Here is a 17422-nt window from a genome sequence, read left to right as displayed (position 1 = left end):
GACCACGGTGGCCATCACCGATATCAAAGAGTTTTCGCACCTCACCGAGGCCGATGTCGAAGCTCTCGGACGTGAACTCGATCAGATTCGACTCGACATCGAAGACTCTCGCGGAATCCGGGACGCCCGCTACATTCGTCGCGTCATTCGCGTGCAACGCGCGTTGGAGCTCGGCGGGCGTATCGCGCTGTTCGGCAGTCGGTATCGACCGGCGTGGCTGGTCGGTACAACCCTGCTGAGCCTGTCGAAGATCATCGAGAACATGGAACTCGGGCATAACGTCATGCACGGGCAATGGGACTGGATGAACGATCCCGAGATTCACTCCGTCTCGTGGGAGTGGGATCAGACCGGTCCTTCCGAGCACTGGAAGCGTGCACACAACTACCAGCACCACACGTACACCAACGTCGTAGGGATGGACGAGGATCTCGGTTTCGGGATTCTGCGTATGACGCGTGACGAGCCGTGGAAGCCGATCAACCTCTTCCAGCCGATCGCCAACGTGATCTTGGCGGCCACGTTCGAGTGGGGTATCGCGCTGCACGACCTCACAGCGGCAGCCGAGTTGGAGGGCGCGGAAAAGGGCCAACTGAACTCGCAGGCGAACAAAGACTTCGCGCGCAAGATCTTTCGTCAGGTCGGCAAAGACTTCATCTTGTTCCCGGCGCTGACGGGGCCGGCGTGGAAGTCGACCATGACGGCCAATGCCACTGCGAATCTCGTGCGCAACCTGTGGGCGTACGTCGTCATCTTCTGTGGCCACTTCCCGGACGGCGCGGAGAAGTTCACAGTTGCCGAATTCGAGCAGGAGACTCGTCACGAGTGGTACCTGCGCCAGATGCTCGGAAGTGCGAACTTCAATTCCGGCAGGCTCATGGGACTCATGAGTGGCAACCTGAGCTACCAGATCGAGCACCACGTGTTCCCTGATCTGCCGAGCAACCGCTACCCCGAGATTGCCGTGAAGATGCGTGCGCTGTGCGAGAAGTTCGATCTCCCGTACACCACCGGTTCGCTCTTCAAGCAGTACCTTCTGGCACTGCGCACGATCCACAAGCTGGCATTGCCGGACAAGTGGCTCACTGCGACCTCGGACAATGCTCCGGAAACGTCCTCGGAACTACGTTTCCGTGACTCAGGGTTCCGGGATGCAGCCATGGCGATGGTCGAGGACCTGCGTACCGATCCGGTCACCGGTAAGCGTCTGGGATTGTTGACTGCACTCAAGTCGCAGGCCCGTTCCCGCATGCCGAAGCGCCGGAAGTGATATAGGTTACATCGGGAAAAACCTAACCTACGGTGCCGTAAGTTACGCTACAGTAGGTGCAGTTGATCTGAACGATTCGAAATCATGATCGTTCTGCACTTACTACTTTGCGCCTAACTCACTGCTAGGAGGCTTTCCATGGCGATTGCAGATGTCAAGGAATACGCACATCTCACGGACGCTGACATCGAGGCGCTCGGCCGCGAACTCGACGCGATTCGTCGCGACATCGAGGAGTCGCGCGGCGAGAAGGACGCGCGCTACGTGCGCAACGTCATTCGCCTGCAGCGTTCGCTCGAAATCAGCGGCCGTGCAGTGCTTTTCGCCAGCCGTCGCCGTCCGGCGTGGCTCGCCGGAGTGGGCCTGCTGACGCTCTCGAAGATCATCGAGAACATGGAACTCGGGCACAACGTGATGCACGGGCAGTGGGACTGGATGAACGACCCGGAGATCCACTCCACCTCGTGGGAGTGGGATGTCACCGGCCCGTCTGCGCACTGGAAGCAGACCCACAACTACCTGCATCACAAGTACACCAACGTCCTCGGAATGGACGACGACGTCGGATACGGGCTCCTCCGCGTCACCCGCGATCAGCGGTGGAAGCCCTTCAACGCCGGCAACCTGGTCTACAACACCCTGCTCGCCCTGTTCTTCGAGTACGGCATCGCTGCTCAGCACCTCGAGCTGGGCAAGGTGGCCAAGGGCCGCGCCGACAAGGAAGAGACGCAGCGCAAGCTCCGTGAGGTCGGCGAGAAGATCGGCAAGCAGGTCCTGCGCGACTACGTCATCTACCCGGCCATCACCGGCCCGGCGTGGAAGAGCACGTTGTCGGCCAACTTCACCGCCAACACCCTGCGGAACGTGTGGACCAACGCGGTCATCTTCTGCGGCCACTTCCCGGACGGCGCCGAGAAGTTCACCAAGGAAGACATCGACAAGGAAACGCAGGCTCAGTGGTACCTGCGCCAGATGCTCGGCAGCGCCAACATTGAGGGCAGCGCGCTCATGGACTTCATGACGGGCAACCTGAGCTACCAGATCGAGCATCACCTCTTCCCCGATCTGCCCAGCAACCGCTACAAGGACATCGCGGTCACGGTGCGTCAGCTCGCGGACAAGTACGACCTGCCGTACACGACGGGCCCGCTTGCCGTGCAGTACGCCAAGTCGTGGCGCACCATCGCCAAGCTGTCGCTGCCCAACAAGTACCTCAAGGACACCGTCGACAATGCGCCCGAGACTGCGTCGGAGCGGATGTTCGACGGGGATCCGACGTCGACTGTCGATCCCGTGACCGGACGTCGTAACGGTCTCAAGAGCGCCATCGCACGTAAGCGTAAGAGTGGAAAGCTGCGCAGCCTCCTCGGCCTGCGCTGATTCCCGACTTCGCTGACAAGAGGAAACAAGCGGCCCGACACCATTCAGTGGTGTCGGGCCGCTTCTCTTGCTCAGGGGTCTTGCTCAGTACTGATCGTTGGACTTGATCGCTTCCAACAGTTGTCGCACAGCAACGACGCGTCGCGCCGATTTGCCTTCCAACAGATCGAGCTTGCATTCGGGATCTGCCGGCGGCCCCAGGTGCGTGCATCCGCGCGGGCAATCCTCGATGGCCGCAGCCAGGTCCGAGAACGCCGCCACCACGTTCTCGGGTGAGATGTGCGCCAGACCGAATGAACGGATGCCGGGGGTGTCGATCACCCAGCCGCCACCGGCTAGGGGGAGCGCCACCGATTGGGTCGAAGTGTGCCGCCCCTTGCCGACGCCGGACACGATGCCGACCGCCCGATTGGCGTCGGGGACAAGGCGATTGACCAGTGTCGACTTTCCGACGCCGGAATGCCCGATCAGGGCGGTCAACTTGTGCTCGAGGATCTGCGTCAGTTCGTCGAGGGGATCGTCACGGCCGGCGACGACCACTTGGATGTCGAGGTCGGCGAAAGTGCTCGCGAATTCCTCGGGTGGTTCGAGGTCGCTCTTGGTCAGGCAGACGATCGGCGTCAGGCCACCCACGTAGGCGGCGACCAGTGCGCGCTCGACAAAGCCGGTGCGCGGTGGGGGATCCGCGAGTGCCACGACGATGAGCAACTGCTCGGCGTTCGCGACGACGATGCGTTCGAAGGGATCGGTGTCGTCGGCTGTTCGGCGCAAAACCGTCGAGCGCTCGGAGACCCGGATGATGCGAGCGAGGGTGTCGGTTTTGCCCGACAGGTCGCCGACAATGTCCACCTGATCGCCGACGACGATGGGGGTGCGGCCCAGCTCGCGGGCGCGCATCGTCACGATCAGCCGGTCGGGATCGCCGCCCAGGACGCAACCCCAACGGCCACGATCCTTCGACACCACCATCCCCGATTCAGCCGACAGATGTTCGGGCCGTGTCTTCGTACGGGGGCGTGATCCGCGTCCAGGGCGTACCCGGACGTCGGACTCGTCGTACTGCCGCGGAGTCAGAAGCTTGCCTTCGGCGTCGCGGTCGAACTTTCGAGCATGTCGACCCACATGTTCTCGAAGCCGGGTAACGTCTTGGCGGTGGTTCCGACGTCGTCGACCTCGACGCCGTCGACGACCAGGCCGATGATGGCACCGGCTGTCGCCATGCGGTGGTCGGCGTACGAGAGCCATTGTCCGCCATGGAGTTCCGCGGGGACGATGGTCAGTCCGTCGTCGGTTTCGGTGACGGAGCCGCCGAGCTTGTTGATCTCGTCGGCTAGGGCGGCCAGACGGTCGGTCTCGTGCCCGCGCAGGTGCGCGATACCTCGTAGGTGCGAGGTGCCCTCGGCGAGAGCGGCCAGTGCCGCGACGGTGGGGGTGAGTTCTCCCTCGTCGTGGAGGTCGATGTCGATGCCGCGCAATTTCTCCGGACCGCGAACAGTCAGCACGCCGTCGGCAAGAGTGACGTCGGCGCCCATCGACGCGAGGATCCCGCGGATCGCGTCACCAGGCTGTGTCGTCGACGACGGCCACATCGGGACACTGACGGTTCCTCCGGTGACTGCGGCAGCGGCCAGGAACGGTGTGGCGTTGGAGAGATCGGGTTCGATGGCCCAGTCCACGGCGCGTACGGGCCCCGGTGCCACTCGCCAGGTGTCAGCGTCGCCACCCGTGGCGGGCGTCGTCACGGAAATGCCGGCCTGCCTGAGCATTTCGACGGTCATGTCGATGTGCGGCATGGAGGGAACTGGCTTGCCGTCGTGATGGACGGTGACACCCTCCTCGAAGGCGGCGGCTGAGAGGAGGAGACCGGAGACGAACTGCGACGAACCGGATGCGTCGATGGTGACCGTCCCGCCGCGTAGGGATCCGGTTCCGGAAACGGTGAACGGGAGTGCGTCACCCTCGATGTGTGCGCCGAGTCCGCGCAGTGCCTCCAGGATGGTGCCGAGAGGTCGTGTGCGTGCCTGCTCGTCGCCGTCGAAGTGGACGATTCCGTCGGCCATCGCGGCGAGCGGCGGCAGGAAGCGCATGACGGTGCCGGCGAGTCCGCAGTCGACGTCTCCGCCGCGGAGGGGACCGGGAACTACGCGAAGTGTGGTCGGATCGCCGGCTTCCTCGACGCCGATACCGAGGTCGCGCAAAGCGGCGATCATCAGGTCTGCGTCACGACTGCGGAGTGCACCCGTGATCGTGGAGGGGCCATCCGCCAGCGCGGCCAGAATCAGAGCTCGATTGGTGATGGACTTGGATCCGGGCAGCGTCACCACTGCATCGACGGGTGCTTGGGCCCTCGGGGCGCTCCACAGACTCAGACTCACATGGTCCATCTTCTCTCATCGGTGGGGGAATGGTCGAAACCGTGCCACCCTGGGTGTCATGTGCGGAAGGTATGCGACCACAGCGGACCCGGCCACCCTGGCGGTGGAACTCGATGCGCTCGACGAGACCGACCACTCGGCGCCCGTCGAAGCCGACTACAACGTGGCTCCGACGACCGAGGTGTTGACCGTCGTGGAACGCCACGATCGGGAAAACCCCGACAGCGATCCGACCAAGAGGATTCGGCGGATGCGCTGGGGATTGGTGCCCTCGTGGACCAAGGAACTGGGTAAAGGCCCGGTCCTGTTCAACGCGCGTGCCGACTCGTTGGCGGACAAGCCCGCGTTTCGGACCGCGTTCAAGTTCAAGCGTTGCCTGGTCCCGATGGACGGGTGGTACGAGTGGCAGACCGAGGCCACTGGCGGGAAAAAGGCAGCGAAGATTCCTTACTACATGCACCCCGACGACGGATCACGGCTGTTCATGGCTGGTGTGTGGTCTGCCTGGCGAGACCCGAAGGTCGAGAATGCGAGCCCCGTCCTGAGCTGCTCGATCGTCACAGTCGACTCACTCGGTCATCTGGAGCAGGTTCACGACCGGATGCCCCTAGCCCTGCCTCGTGACCGCTGGGAGGCGTGGCTCGATCCCGACAACACAGTCGATTCGGCCCTGCTCGAACCGACCCCGGACCTTTTCGAGCGGATCGACATCGCTCGAGTCCGGCCGCTGGTCAACAGTGTCAAGAACAATGGACACGAATTGATCGAGCCGGACATCGACCGTGCCGGAGAGCAGATCAGTCTGCTCTAGCGGTCAGCCGAGAGACCAGGTGACGGTCACTTCGAACGAAACCTGCTGGGTTCCCGGGGCGAGAACGATGTCGGACATCGAGGCGTCGCCGGGAGCGCGCATGGTCTGGCCACCGCTCGTGTCGTGCGCCTCGGTGATGGTCACGACGTTCTTCAATGACGTACCCGACAGATCCGCGTACTGCTCGGCACGGTTCTTCGCGTCCTCGAAAGCCCGAGTGCGTGCGTCGGCCAGAAGCTGGGAGTTGTCGTCGATGGCGAAGGCGACGTTGCCGAGTCGCGCTGCGTTTCCACCCGCCGCGATACCGGCGTCCAGGACACCTGAAGCCTTGTCGAGATCGCGGACGACGATCCGTACCGAGTTGGTTGCCCGGTAGCCCGTCACGTTGCCGCCGACGAACGGCCCACCACTGGCGTCGTACTGCGGCTGAACCGACAGATCGCTTGTCTGCACGTCCTCGGCGGCCACGCCGGCATTGACTATCGCGTCAATCATCTGGCGGGCCTTGTCATTCGACTCGGAAACCGCTCCCGATACATCCGCGGCGACAACCTCGATGCCGATGTCCGCGTTGAGGATGTCCGGCGCCCCGCGGACCTGTCCTGATCCGACCACCGTGACTTCCTTGGCGGCGCTGTCGGAACTCCCGCAGGCCGTCAACGAGACGGTGAGGGCCGCCGCTGCAGCGGTCAGTGCAAAAATTTTCACGGGTGGACGCTTGGTTTGTGGACGCATGAACAGACCGTAGCGACCGGATCCTCAGCCCGCGGTGATTTGTGCGGTGACCGCGCCGCTCAGCTGAGCAAGGTCGGCCGGAGCCAGTTCGATTTCGAGGCCGCGTCGTCCGGCACTACAGAGAACCCGATCCCAGTCGAGAGCCGAGGCGTCGATCACGGTCGGCAGCTTCTTGCGTTGGCCGAGCGGTGAGATACCACCGAAGACGTAGCCGCTCGAGCGCTCGGCTTCGGCGCGATCTGCCATGACGGCTTTGCTTGCGCCGAGGGCAGCGGCCGCAGCTTTGAGTGAGAGTTTGGCCGGTACCGGCAGAACCGCGACGGCGAGCTTGCCCGTGTCGAGTTTGACGACCAAGGTCTTGAAGATCTGGGCGGCCTCGACGCCTACCAACTCGGCCAGCGCCGTGACCGCCTCGTCGCCGAACGATTCGGCGCGGGGGTCGTGGTCGTAGCTGTGAACGCGGTGCGGTGTCTTCGACTTGCCGAGCAGTGCGGTTGCAGGGGTCGCTGTTCCAGCCATGACGAAGACCTTAGGTGGACCCCTCTATAAGGACTCCGACCAGGCCGGGAACAGAGTCGCAGACTCCCGTGTTGGTAACAGTTGATGAAACTTGTCCCGAGAAGCGAAGGAGCGACCGTGCTGGCTGTGTGTGAGCCACCACCGGCCCGTGGGTCGGATCTTCAGTTGGCGGTAACCTTGATCCCTACGGCTAGTGAAGGGATCAGAGTGCTGGAACACGACCGGCCCAAGGACGAACCGTCGGAGGTTTCCGAACCTGTCGATGGTGCGGTGTCCGAAACGCCCGAAACTGCGGATGAGTTGATTGCCCGGTTCGAGCGTGACGCGCTCCCGTTGCTCGACCAGTTGTACGGCGCTGCACTGCGCATGACGAGGAACCCGGCTGATGCCGAAGACCTAGTGCAGGAGACGTACGTCAAGGCGTACACGGCTTTCCGCTCGTTCCGTGCCGGTACCAACTTGAAAGCCTGGCTGTACCGGATTCTCACCAACACCTACATCAACTCGTACCGCAAGAAGCAGCGCCAACCCGCGCAGTATCCGACGGACGAGATCACCGACTGGCAGTTGGCCGCCACCGCAGAGCACACGTCCACCGGGCTGCGTTCGGCCGAGGTGGAGGCGCTCGACGCGCTGCCGGACGACGACATCAAGGCGGCGCTGCAGTCGCTGCCCGAGGAATTTCGGATGGCGGTGTACTACGCCGACGTCGAGGGATTCCCGTACAAGGAGATCGCGGAGATCATGGGCACACCCATCGGAACGGTGATGTCACGGCTGCATCGTGGTCGTAAGCAATTGCGTGGTCTCTTGGCCGATGTCGCCAAAGATCGTGGATTCAATCGGGACGGCGCGGTCGACACGGCCACGGCCGGCGCAGCCACCGAGGCGGAAGGTGTCAAACGATGAGTGAGCAGGACGAATTCGAAAGGCTCGACTGCTCGGCAGTCATCGCCGACGTCTGGTTGATGCTCGACGGTGAATGCGACGATTCCAGTCGCGCTCGTCTGCAACGTCATATCGACGACTGCGGATCGTGCCTCGAGGCCTACGGGATCGAGGAGAAGGTCAAGAGCCTGATCAACCGCAAGTGCGGCGGGGATCACGCACCGGAAAGCCTGCGTCAGCGGCTCACCGTCGAATTGCGTCGAACCATCGTCATCACGACTACCGAAACCGACAGCTAGCCCGTCAGCGAAGATCTGAGCGGCAGTAGTCGGAAGGCAGTAACGCCGAGGGGCGGGGAAGCATTGCTTCCCCGCCCCTCGGACGTTTTGTTGCGCTACATGTCAGGCGTTTGGACGCTTGCCATGGTTAGCGGCGTTGCCCTTACGGCTGCGCTTCTTACGACCACGCTTACCCATGATTGGTCTCCCTTCTGTTTCTTTCGCGTCATTGTTTCACGCCGATGCCGGTGTGGTTCCATTGGCAGGTCGATCGAGTAATCCGTCGACGTATTTTCGTGGTCAGAGTGCAGTTCCGACAGAAGTGAGGTTCACGATGGCAGAAGACGTGCGCGCCGAGATGGTTTCGACGGTCTACCAGGTCGTCGTCAGCGAGGGAGACGTCGTTGCGGACGGCGACACCCTGGTCATCCTCGAATCGATGAAGATGGAAATTCCCGTCCTGGCCGAGGTTCCGGGAACGGTGACGACGGTGGGCGTCAAGGTCGGCGACGTGATTCAGCAAGGCGATCTGATCGCCGTGATCTCCTAAGTAAGCCGATGTCCACTCTCAGTGACCTCCTCGCCGAACACACCGATCTGCCGGGTGCGGCGGTCGACCATCTCCAGCGCGTCGTGGGGGAGTGGCAACTGCTCGCCGACCTCTCTTTTGCAGACGTTCTCCTGTGGGTGGGCACCGAATCGGAGAAGAACCGATCCGAAGGGACGGTCATCTGCGTAGCGCACTGCCGGCCGACCACGGCATCGACGGCTTTCCCGGAGGACGCGGTCGGAACGGTCGTTTCCGAGTCCGAGCATCCGCAGGTCCTTCGCGCTCTTGTCGAGGGGCGCGTCGTGCGTGGGGAAGACGAGACGTGGCGTAAAGGAATGCCGCCGCGTAAGGAAGCGGTTCCGGTGCGTCTGGACGGGCGAGTCATCGCGGTTCTGAGCCGCGACACCAATCTGTCGCACCAGCGAGCGCAGAGTCCGCTCGAGCTCGCGTATCTCGATTGCGCCGAAGACCTGTGTCAGATGATCAGCGACGGAACCTTCCCGATCCGAGAATCGCGCTCCGACACGAACTCGAGCCCACGTGCCGGCGACGGTTTCATCCGTCTCGACACCGAAGGCACCGTCGTCTACGCGAGCCCGAACGCTCTCTCGGCGTATCACCGGATGGGTCTGAGTTCGGATCTGGTGGGACAAGATCTCGCGGCATTGACCCGTTCGTTGGTCACCGACCCGTTCGAGTCTCAGGAAGCTGCGGGTTACATCCGAGATACGTTGGCGGACAAGCCTGGCCGTCGGATGGAGATCGAGGCGCGTGGGGCGACCGTTCTGCTGCGCGCTCTGGTACTCAAGCCGGGTGGTCGGCACGTCGGTGCTGCGGTCGTGGTTCGCGACGTCACCGAGGTCAAGCGTCGTGATCGCGCGCTCCTGAGCAAGGACGCGACCATCCGCGAGATTCACCATCGAGTGAAGAACAACCTGCAAACCGTCGCGGCGCTGCTGCGTCTACAGGCCAGGCGAACCGGCAACGACGAAGCGCGACAAGCATTGACGGAATCGGTGCGACGCGTGACATCCATCGCCCTCGTCCACGACACCCTGTCGATGTCGGTGGACGAAGAGGTGGATCTCGACGAGGTGATCGACCGGTTGGTTCCCATGCTCTCCGATGTCGCGGGAGTGGGTGTGCCGGTGACGATTCGGCGCGAGGGAAGTTTCGGAGTGTTCTCCGCCGAGCGCGCCACCCCGCTGGTCATGGTGCTGACCGAGTTGGTGCAGAACGCGATCGAGCACGCTTTCGATCCGGGACTCACCGGCACGGTCACACTCAGTGCCGAGCGTTCTGCGCGCTGGTTGGACGTGATCATCCACGACAACGGGCGCGGCCTGCCGGAGAACTTCGACCTCGAGAAGTCCGATCGCCTCGGACTCCAGATCGTGCGGACTCTGCTGGGCGCCGAACTCGGCGGCTCGCTCGGACTGCACCCGGGAAGTGGCGGCGGCACCGACGCGGTTCTGCGTGTGCCGCTCGGTAGACGCACTGCGCGTTACTGATTCGAGCAGCGCCGGTAATTCGAGCAGCGCTGTTAATTCGAGCAGCGCTGTTAATTCGAGCAGACAAAAAGCCCGGCACCATGTGGTGCCGGGCTGTCGTCTTCGACTGTGTGGAGGGGCTGTTCTCCGCCGCGAGTCGAACGTCTCGGTTCTACCTAGACGGAAGTGCGTGCACGGGTACGTGCGTTACGACGCTTGAGTGCGCGACGCTCGTCTTCGCTCATTCCGCCCCAGACGCCTGCATCCTGACCGGACTCGAGGGCCCAGGACAGGCACTCGGCGGTGACGGGGCAGCGGTTGCAGACAACCTTGGCATCAGCGATCTGAGCGAGGGCCGGTCCACTGTTTCCCACGGGGAAGAACAGTTCGGGATCCTCGTCGCGACAGATTGCGTTGTGGCGCCAGTCCATCTTTTTTCGCTCCTTAATTGGGTGTGTATTCACACCATTTGGTACCAATGAGTTTGTGTGTGCGTCATCAACGTTTCCGCACTGTTACTTGTGAATGCTTTCACGAACTCGCGGTATGTCAATAGGTTTGAACGGGTTCGTGGGCCAACTCACTAATTTGTGACACACCTGACGGCCACCTGGTCGTCACCGGCATTTTACCCGATTTTGGCTATTCGGCACCAGAGTTTTTGCAGGTCAAACGTGTTGCCTGACTCACGTCGTAATCGGCGCGAACACTTCCAGTGCATCCGGGACCGAGGTGAATTCGACCTTTTCGCGAAGTCCGATGTAGTCGCCGTCCATCTGGAGTCCGATCGGTCGCGACGATTCGATGGTGATTGTCGGGACGTCGTCGGTGCGTAGGAGGACCTTCGATTTCGGCTCTGCGCCGCGTGCGAGGAGCTGCCGCACAACCCGCAGGGACGGTAGGACTTTGGTGCTCGTCATGGCGAAGATTCCGAGTCCACTGTCGAAGGTGGTTCCCGGATTGGTGTGTACGGGACGCTCTTCCAGATATGTCCACGGGCTCGAGTTCGACACGAACGCGTAGTGGACTCCGGAGACGGGATCCTGATCGGGAAGGTGGACTGTCAGGGCTGGTTCGGCCCGCTTCGCGCGGAAGAACGCTGCGATCGCGGTTCGGACATATCGGGCGGGAGTGGCAGCGTCACCATTCTTGCGGCTGGCGTCGACGGCTTCGCACACATCGGCGTCGAGGCCCATTCCGGCATTGAACGTGAACCAACGGTTGTCGCAATGTGCGAGCCCGATTCGGCGTCTCGTCCGCTCCGAGAGTAGGTCGACGAGTTGGTTTGTGGCGTCGATCGGGTCGGCGGCAATACCGAGTGAACGCGCGAAAACGTTTGCCGAGCCCCCTGGAACGACCGCGATCGTCGGGATCGGACCGACCGGAACCGATTTCATCGACGCGGGATGCGGTGCCCCGAGCAGCCCGTTGACCACTTCGTTGACCGTTCCGTCGCCGCCGTGGACGATCACCGAGCCGAAGCCGTCTTCGTGGGCTTCGCGCGCCAGTTCGGCAGCGTGTCCACGATGTGTGGTGTGCGCCACAGTAAGTCGCACCCGGCTCTCGAGGGCGTGTGCCAACAGGTCACGACCGGCGGCGGTGGTGGAGGTGGCATTGGGATTGACGATCAGCAGTGCGCGCACGGGGCATGAGCCTATCCGGTGTCGTGTTCTAGGCTGGCCTCGTGCCGAATACCGCCAGTCCGAACGCCCTGCCCAAGACAGTCAGATGGGCAGGTGCCCTCGTGACGCTGCAAGGGCTGATTGCCGCCGGGTTCGCGATCGTCGCGGTGATTCGCGGCGCAACCGGGCACGATCAGAGCGTCACCAACGGGTACGGCTTCGCCGCCTGGGTCGCGATTCTCGGCGGCGCGGTGTTGGCTGCCGGTATCGCTTTGCTGAACGGTCGCCGATGGGGCCGCGCAATCGCCGTCGTCGCCCAGTTGCTGCTCCTACCTGTCGCCTGGTCGCTGCTGACCGATTCGCATCAGGTGCCGCTCGGCGTCGTTCTGGGTGTCGTCGTTCTCGGCGCTCTCGGTTGCCTGTTCTCGGCGCCGACGTCTCGGTGGATGGCAGCGGAGTACGGCGCGTACGCAGACGAGGTATCGCCGGAAGAGGGAAACCCCGGCGCTGACGAGCCCGAAGAGCCGCGGGACAAGTAGGGCTGACCGCCAACTCTGCTTCGGACCAACTTTGTTTGGGCCTACTCGGCTTCGGCGGCGAGAGCTCCGAGGTGGGCGCCGGTCAGGCGATACGTGGTCCACTCGGTTTTCGCGTCGGCGCCGAGTGACTCGTAGAACTTGATCGAGGGGGTGTTCCAGTTGAGCACCGACCAGGACAGCCGCGTGTAGTCGTTGTCGGTGCACTCCTTGGCAAGTGCGGCCAGAAGAGCCTTCCCGTGCCCTGATCCGCGCTGGCTGGGCTGGACGTACAGATCTTCGAGGTAGATGCCGTGCGCGCCGTCCCAGGTCGAGAAATTGCGAAACCACAGCGCCATGCCGACGACGTCGTCGGCTGAATTCACAGCTACGTGTGCGAAGGCCGTCGCGGCCGGCCCGAACAGAGCCTCGCCGATCTGTTCCGCCTTCACGGTGCACTCGTCGAGGGCCTTCTGGTAGTCCGCCAACTCGTAGATCATGTCGGTGATCGGCTGGACGTCTGCGGGCGTGGCGCGTCGAATCATGGAGAGAATCTTAAGCCTCGACCAGTGGCGGCACGTTGTGATGAACGAGGTGGGTGGCGCCGTGCTCGTAGCCGAGAACCGTGTATGCACCCGGGAACAATGCGAAACGCTTTCCTTCCGTCACCGGGAGCTCGAGCCAGCGTGCGATGAGTGCGCGCGAGAAGTGTCCGTGCCCGATCAAGATCACGTCCCGCTCGGGTAGTTGTGAACGCACCATCGACAGCACCATGTCGGTGCGGGCATGGATCTGATCCGACTGCTCGCCGCCGGGGCACGGGTGCGTCCAGACGGTCCAGTCGGGCACTGTTGCGCGGATCTCGGGCGTCGTGAGGCCCTCGTAGTCGCCGTAGTCCCATTCGGAGAGCGCATCCCAGGTTCGCTCCTCCGGAAGGCCGGCGAGATCACCGGTCAACTGAGCGCGCAAGCGAGGACTCGTGAGAATCATGGGATTGCGGAGGTCGAGTGTCCGCAGGCGGTTTCCGGTCGCGGTGGCCTGCATCTCGCCGAGCGGAGTCAGCGGAACCTCGGTCCGTCCCGTGTGTTTCCCGGTGCGTGCCCACTCGGTTTCACCGTGGCGCATGAGTACGACGCGGGCGTCGAGGGGGATAGCCGAGGGGGCGGACTGGGAAGCCATGTGGACCATCATTGCAGGCTGCCTCGCGTGTGTAGCTCGCCTCCTGGCGCGAAGTGCGCAAGGATCTACGTGTGACGACGGTTCTCGCAGTGGCGAATCAAAAGGGCGGCGTGGCTAAAACCACCACGGTCGCCTCCCTCGGTGCGGCTTTGTCCGCGCTCGGACAGCGAGTCCTGGTGGTGGATCTCGACCCGCAGGGCTGCCTGACGTTCTCGCTCGGACACAATCCGGATCGCCTCGAGCGTTCGGTCAACGAGGTCCTGGCGGGTGATCTCGACGCGGTTGACGCCGTGCTGCAGACGGAAGACGGCATGGACCTCCTGCCGGCGACCATCGACCTCGCGGGCGCCGAAGCCCTGCTCCTGATGCGACCCGGTCGCGAGTTCGCGCTCAAGCGGGCGCTGTCTCCGCTCCTGGGTAGTTACGACGTCATCATCATCGACTGCCCGCCGTCGTTGGGAGTGCTCACTCTCAACGGATTGACTGCGGCGCAGTCGGTTCTGGTCCCGTTGCAATGCGAGACCCTCGCGCACCGCGGCGTCGGACAGCTGCTGCGTACGGTTCGTGAAGTCCAGGCCATCACCAACCCGGATCTTGTTCTGCTCGGCGCACTTCCGACTCTGTACGACGCTCGGACCACTCACAGTCGCGACGTGCTCGCCGACGTCAGCGACCGCTACTCCCTGGCCGTTCTGGCGCCGCCGATCCCACGCACAGTCAAGTTCGCGGAGGCCTCTGCTTCGGGTGCGACGGTGCTCGCGGGACGAAAGAACAAGGGCGCGGACGCCTATCGTGAACTCGCCGACAATCTTTTGAAGCATTGGGCTGGAAACGAAGTCGTGACTTTCGCGCCGGAACTGACGCTCTGAGCGCAGCGAGAAGTACTAGCGCAGCGCGAACACGGTGTCGCCGCGCTGTTCGAGAATCGTCTCGCCCGCACTGGCGAGCACGATCGGTGTCGTCGTCTCACCGCGGTCGACGGCGATCATGCGCTGAACCGTTCCGTCCGAAGGACTGACGGCTGCAATGCCGCCCGGAACGGGGATGAGCATCTGACCGGCGACCATGCTTCCGGGCCCTGACGTTCCGTTGACGATCCACGTCGGAGCTAGATCGCTCAGGCGTAGGTTGACGGTCTGGGAGCCGGTCCACCACGTGATCGAAGCCTTGTCGGCGTGGGTGCGGGCGCCTTCGGTCACCGCTCCCTCGATCGGATAGTCGACGATCGGATTGCCGGATCCGTCGAAAATGCTTATGCGAGAAACGGTTCCGTTGGCTGCTGGGAGATAGACCGCCGTCTTTTCGCCGGCCACGGCAAGCAGGCGGGCGCCCTCGGAGTCGAGGAGAATCGCGGATCCGTACTCTTCGGGTTCCTGGGCGTCCTTGGGTGCGGGATTCATCACCGTCAACCTGTTGGAGGCTTCACCGGGGCAGCGTTCGAGTACCGAGACTCGGTTGGCGCTCGACGCAGCATCGAGCAGCGTGCATCCGGTGCGGGGTTGCTTGTTGGGGTTGACCTTCGCGTCGACCCGGCCGTACTCGAGGGTTCGGACGAGGTCCGAGCGCCACAGTTCCATTCGCTCACTGCCGCGCGAAATCAGGTAGGTGCCGTCCGCTGAAAGGCTGACCGCGGAATCGGCGTCGCTGTTGCGTTGGTCCTTGCGGGCACCGGTGTCGGCGACCAGTGACGTGACCTGCGAGCAACCACGATTGTCTTGGTAGACACCGACGACGCGATCCCACGAACCGATCGCGCCGCACAGAGGGATGTTGCGTGCGTACCGCCACACTTCTTCGCCCGTAGCCGGATCGCGGCCGATCACTTCGGAACCGTCGGCGGTGACGACGGCATTTCCGACGGTGATGGGCGCCGTCGAGGCGGCGCTGGGGGATTCCCACGTCTGCTTCAGGATGTCGGGCAACAACACCGACGTCGACAGAGGTGGGAGTGACGTGTCAGCGGTGACCGAGGTGGTTCCGTGCGCATCACTGCGCAACCACACCACGGTCACCGCTACGACTACGGCCAGCGCGAGAGCCAGCGCACCGATCAGATCTGAGCGAGTACGCCTTTCAGGAGCCAGCACATCGGCAGCTTACTCTGCGGCGCCTGCCGTCGCGGTAGCCGCGGGGCGACGACGCCGACGTCGACGCGGCTTGGCTGCTCCGTCGTCGTCCGTGTTCTCGGTACCGGTTGCGGCGGGTGCCGAAGGGGGAGCGGTGGTCGCGGTAGCGGTGGTGCCGGTCGCGGCGTCGGCCGAAGCGCCGGCGCGGGTGCGGCGACGGGTCCGGTTGCGGCGGGGAGCGGCCTTCTCCTCGGTACCGTCCGAGTCGGTCGTCTTCGGCGCGTCTGCCTTGTCCGTTGCGGCCTTCTCGGGCGCAGCCTTCGCCTTGCGAACGGTGCCCTTGGCATCGGCCGGAATCGACAGCTCTTCGTAGAGGTGCGGCGAGCTCGAGTACGTCTCGACCGGGTCGGGGATTCCGAGGCTCAGGGCCTTGTCGATGAGCTGCCAGCGAGGGATGTCGTCCCAGTCGACCAGTGTGACCGCGATGCCGGTGCGGCCTGCACGGCCGGTACGACCGATGCGGTGGACGTAGGTCTTCTCGTCCTCGGGGCACTGGTAGTTGATGACGTGGGTGACGTCGTCGATGTCGATACCGCGGGCAGCGACGTCGGTGGCGACCAGAACGTCGACCTTTCCGTTACGGAAGCCCTTCAGCGCCTTTTCACGGGCGATCTGTCCGAGGTCACCGTGGACGGCACCGACGGAGAAGCCGCGCTCGGCAAGATCGTCGGCAACCTTCTGGGCGGTGCGCTTGGTGCGGGTGAAGATCATCGTCGCGCCGCGACCTTCGGCCTGCAGCACGCGGGCGACCATCTCGGCCTTGTCGAGTGCGTGTGCACGGTAGATGTGCTGGCTCGTGCGATCGTGCACGGCGGACGATTCGGCTTCCTCGGCACGGATGTGCGTCGGCTGCGTCAGGAAGGTGCGCGCCAGGGTGATGATCGGGCCGGGCATCGTCGCGGAGAAGAGCATCGTCTGACGCTTGTCGGGGACCATGCCCATGAGGCGTTCGATGTCGGGCAGGAAGCCGAGGTCGAGCATTTCGTCGGCCTCGTCGAGGACTAGGACGCCGACCTTGCCCAGGATCAGATGCGACTGGTTGGCGAGGTCGAGCAGGCGGCCCGGGGTACCGACGACGACGTCGACGCCCTTCTGGAGTGCCGAGATCTGCGCCTCGTACGGCCGGCCGCCGTAGATCGGCAGAACCTGGAGACCACGATCGCCGACGCGGAGGTACTTGCTGGCGTTCTCGAGGTCGCGGGCGACCTGGATGCACAGTTCGCGGGTGGGAACGATGATCAGGGCGCGGGGCGTGCCGTCGAGGACAGCCGTGCCGTTCTCCGCGGTGACGATGCGATGCAGAAGCGGGACGCCGAAACCGAAGGTCTTGCCCATTCCGGTTCGTGCCTGACCGATGAGGTCGTCACCGGCGAGAGCCAATGGAAGGGTGAGTTCCTGGATGGCGAAGGTGCGCTCGATGCCGATCTCGTTCAGCGCGCGGACGATTTCGTCGCGGACACCGAGCTCGGCAAAGGTCGGGGGTACGTGGGTGTCGTCGAGCTGGACGGAAACGGTGTTCTCGGTTGCTTCGTCTTCGTGGTCGACAGTGATCTTGCTCAGGGGACTAGCCTTTCCTCGTGGCGGTACGCACGCACAAGGTAAGGGGCCAGGCCGTAAGTCGGCCGATGTCGATGCCCTCTTTTTCTTCGGTCATGCCTACGCCTCAGCACTGAATTCCACTCGG

At 63.6% G+C, this 17422-nt stretch carries 20 protein-coding genes; 9 read left to right on the top strand and 11 right to left on the bottom strand.

Features of this window, described 5'->3' with window-relative positions; translation table 11 throughout:
• Positions 1–7: 7 nt before the first annotated feature.
• Both ACFQ6Y_RS19550 and ACFQ6Y_RS19545 read left to right on the top strand, forming a co-directional pair.
• On the top strand, positions 8–1270 hold the full coding sequence (locus ACFQ6Y_RS19550) for a fatty acid desaturase family protein (protein ID WP_378636065.1): 1263 nt from the start codon (positions 8–10) through the stop codon (positions 1268–1270).
• 138 nt (positions 1271–1408) lie between these two features.
• Entirely contained in the window at positions 1409–2650 is a 1242-nt protein-coding gene (locus tag ACFQ6Y_RS19545) for a fatty acid desaturase family protein (protein ID WP_378544887.1), read from the top strand.
• 84 nt (positions 2651–2734) lie between these two features.
• On the opposite strand, the gene rsgA is transcribed toward ACFQ6Y_RS19545, so the two are convergent.
• A complete protein-coding gene (gene rsgA, locus ACFQ6Y_RS19540) occupies positions 2735–3772 on the bottom strand; it encodes a ribosome small subunit-dependent GTPase A (protein ID WP_378447608.1) in 1038 nt (345 codons plus the stop codon).
• Complete coding sequence (aroA, locus tag ACFQ6Y_RS19535; protein WP_378534048.1) at positions 3721–5034, bottom strand: 3-phosphoshikimate 1-carboxyvinyltransferase; 1314 nt, start codon at positions 5032–5034, stop codon at positions 3721–3723. The genes rsgA and aroA overlap by 52 nt, the downstream gene beginning before the upstream one ends.
• 49 nt (positions 5035–5083) lie before the next feature.
• On the opposite strand from aroA, the gene ACFQ6Y_RS19530 reads away from it, so the two are divergent.
• Entirely contained in the window at positions 5084–5836 is a 753-nt protein-coding gene (locus ACFQ6Y_RS19530) for an SOS response-associated peptidase (RefSeq protein ID WP_378534046.1), read from the top strand.
• A 3-nt stretch (positions 5837–5839) separates the two neighbouring features.
• On the opposite strand, the gene ACFQ6Y_RS19525 is transcribed toward ACFQ6Y_RS19530, so the two are convergent.
• Complete coding sequence (locus tag ACFQ6Y_RS19525) at positions 5840–6571, bottom strand: SIMPL domain-containing protein (RefSeq protein ID WP_378534043.1); 732 nt, start codon at positions 6569–6571, stop codon at positions 5840–5842.
• Positions 6572–6595: 24 nt separating this feature from the next.
• On the bottom strand, positions 6596–7090 hold the full coding sequence (ybaK, locus tag ACFQ6Y_RS19520; RefSeq protein WP_378636061.1) for a Cys-tRNA(Pro) deacylase: 495 nt from the start codon (positions 7088–7090) through the stop codon (positions 6596–6598).
• A gap of 207 nt (positions 7091–7297) precedes the next feature.
• Here ybaK and ACFQ6Y_RS19515 point away from each other — a divergent pair, with 207 nt between their 5' ends.
• Together ACFQ6Y_RS19515 and rsrA are read left to right on the top strand one after the other, a co-directional pair.
• The gene (locus tag ACFQ6Y_RS19515; RefSeq protein WP_378447603.1) at positions 7298–7999 is read left to right on the top strand and encodes a sigma-70 family RNA polymerase sigma factor; all 702 of its coding nucleotides are present in this window, start codon (positions 7298–7300) and stop codon (positions 7997–7999) included.
• On the top strand, positions 7996–8277 hold the full coding sequence (gene rsrA, locus ACFQ6Y_RS19510; protein WP_003940722.1) for a mycothiol system anti-sigma-R factor: 282 nt from the start codon (positions 7996–7998) through the stop codon (positions 8275–8277). The genes ACFQ6Y_RS19515 and rsrA overlap by 4 nt, the downstream gene beginning before the upstream one ends.
• Positions 8278–8379: 102 nt before the next feature.
• Here the strand turns inward: rsrA and ACFQ6Y_RS19505 are convergent, their stop codons facing one another.
• On the bottom strand, positions 8380–8454 hold the full coding sequence (locus ACFQ6Y_RS19505) for a 50S ribosomal protein bL37 (protein ID WP_022597109.1): 75 nt from the start codon (positions 8452–8454) through the stop codon (positions 8380–8382).
• 136 nt (positions 8455–8590) lie between these two features.
• Between ACFQ6Y_RS19505 and ACFQ6Y_RS19500 the strand changes: the two genes are divergently transcribed.
• Both ACFQ6Y_RS19500 and ACFQ6Y_RS19495 read left to right on the top strand, forming a co-directional pair.
• Positions 8591–8806, top strand: coding sequence for a biotin/lipoyl-binding carrier protein (locus ACFQ6Y_RS19500; protein WP_007731208.1), 216 nt, complete (start codon positions 8591–8593; stop codon positions 8804–8806).
• 8 nt (positions 8807–8814) lie between these two features.
• Positions 8815–10317, top strand: coding sequence for a sensor histidine kinase (locus tag ACFQ6Y_RS19495; RefSeq protein ID WP_230812615.1), 1503 nt, complete (start codon positions 8815–8817; stop codon positions 10315–10317).
• A gap of 155 nt (positions 10318–10472) precedes the next feature.
• On the opposite strand, the gene ACFQ6Y_RS19490 is transcribed toward ACFQ6Y_RS19495, so the two are convergent.
• Both ACFQ6Y_RS19490 and ACFQ6Y_RS19485 read right to left on the bottom strand, forming a co-directional pair.
• Entirely contained in the window at positions 10473–10727 is a 255-nt protein-coding gene (locus ACFQ6Y_RS19490; protein WP_003940950.1) for a WhiB family transcriptional regulator, read from the bottom strand.
• 255 nt (positions 10728–10982) lie between these two features.
• The gene (locus ACFQ6Y_RS19485; protein WP_230812617.1) at positions 10983–11939 is read right to left on the bottom strand and encodes a diacylglycerol kinase family protein; all 957 of its coding nucleotides are present in this window, start codon (positions 11937–11939) and stop codon (positions 10983–10985) included.
• A gap of 41 nt (positions 11940–11980) precedes the next feature.
• Here ACFQ6Y_RS19485 and ACFQ6Y_RS19480 point away from each other — a divergent pair, with 41 nt between their 5' ends.
• Complete coding sequence (locus ACFQ6Y_RS19480; RefSeq protein ID WP_378636057.1) at positions 11981–12457, top strand: hypothetical protein; 477 nt, start codon at positions 11981–11983, stop codon at positions 12455–12457.
• 41 nt (positions 12458–12498) lie between these two features.
• Here ACFQ6Y_RS19480 and ACFQ6Y_RS19475 read toward each other — a convergent pair whose 3' ends face one another.
• The gene (locus tag ACFQ6Y_RS19475) at positions 12499–12978 is read right to left on the bottom strand and encodes a GNAT family N-acetyltransferase (protein WP_378636052.1); all 480 of its coding nucleotides are present in this window, start codon (positions 12976–12978) and stop codon (positions 12499–12501) included.
• A 10-nt stretch (positions 12979–12988) separates the two neighbouring features.
• Complete coding sequence (locus ACFQ6Y_RS19470) at positions 12989–13612, bottom strand: acid phosphatase (protein ID WP_378544871.1); 624 nt, start codon at positions 13610–13612, stop codon at positions 12989–12991.
• A 71-nt stretch (positions 13613–13683) separates the two neighbouring features.
• Here ACFQ6Y_RS19470 and ACFQ6Y_RS19465 point away from each other — a divergent pair, with 71 nt between their 5' ends.
• Positions 13684–14481 carry a ParA family protein gene (locus ACFQ6Y_RS19465; protein WP_378534032.1) on the top strand — a complete coding sequence of 266 codons (798 nt, stop codon included), beginning with the start codon at positions 13684–13686 and terminating at the stop codon, positions 14479–14481.
• A 15-nt stretch (positions 14482–14496) separates the two neighbouring features.
• Here the strand turns inward: ACFQ6Y_RS19465 and ACFQ6Y_RS19460 are convergent, their stop codons facing one another.
• Together ACFQ6Y_RS19460 and ACFQ6Y_RS19455 are read right to left on the bottom strand one after the other, a co-directional pair.
• Entirely contained in the window at positions 14497–15699 is a 1203-nt protein-coding gene (locus ACFQ6Y_RS19460) for a hypothetical protein (RefSeq protein WP_378636047.1), read from the bottom strand.
• A 9-nt stretch (positions 15700–15708) separates the two neighbouring features.
• On the bottom strand, positions 15709–17298 hold the full coding sequence (locus tag ACFQ6Y_RS19455; RefSeq protein ID WP_378636770.1) for a DEAD/DEAH box helicase: 1590 nt from the start codon (positions 17296–17298) through the stop codon (positions 15709–15711).
• Between the last annotated feature and the right edge of the window lie 124 nt (positions 17299–17422).

It is taken from the genome of Rhodococcus sp. NPDC056516 (assembly GCF_042794655.1).
GTDB lineage: Bacteria > Actinomycetota > Actinomycetes > Mycobacteriales > Mycobacteriaceae > Rhodococcus_F.
The sequence above is the reverse complement of the archived record's forward strand: the minus strand, read 5'-3'. Positions and strand labels throughout refer to the sequence as shown.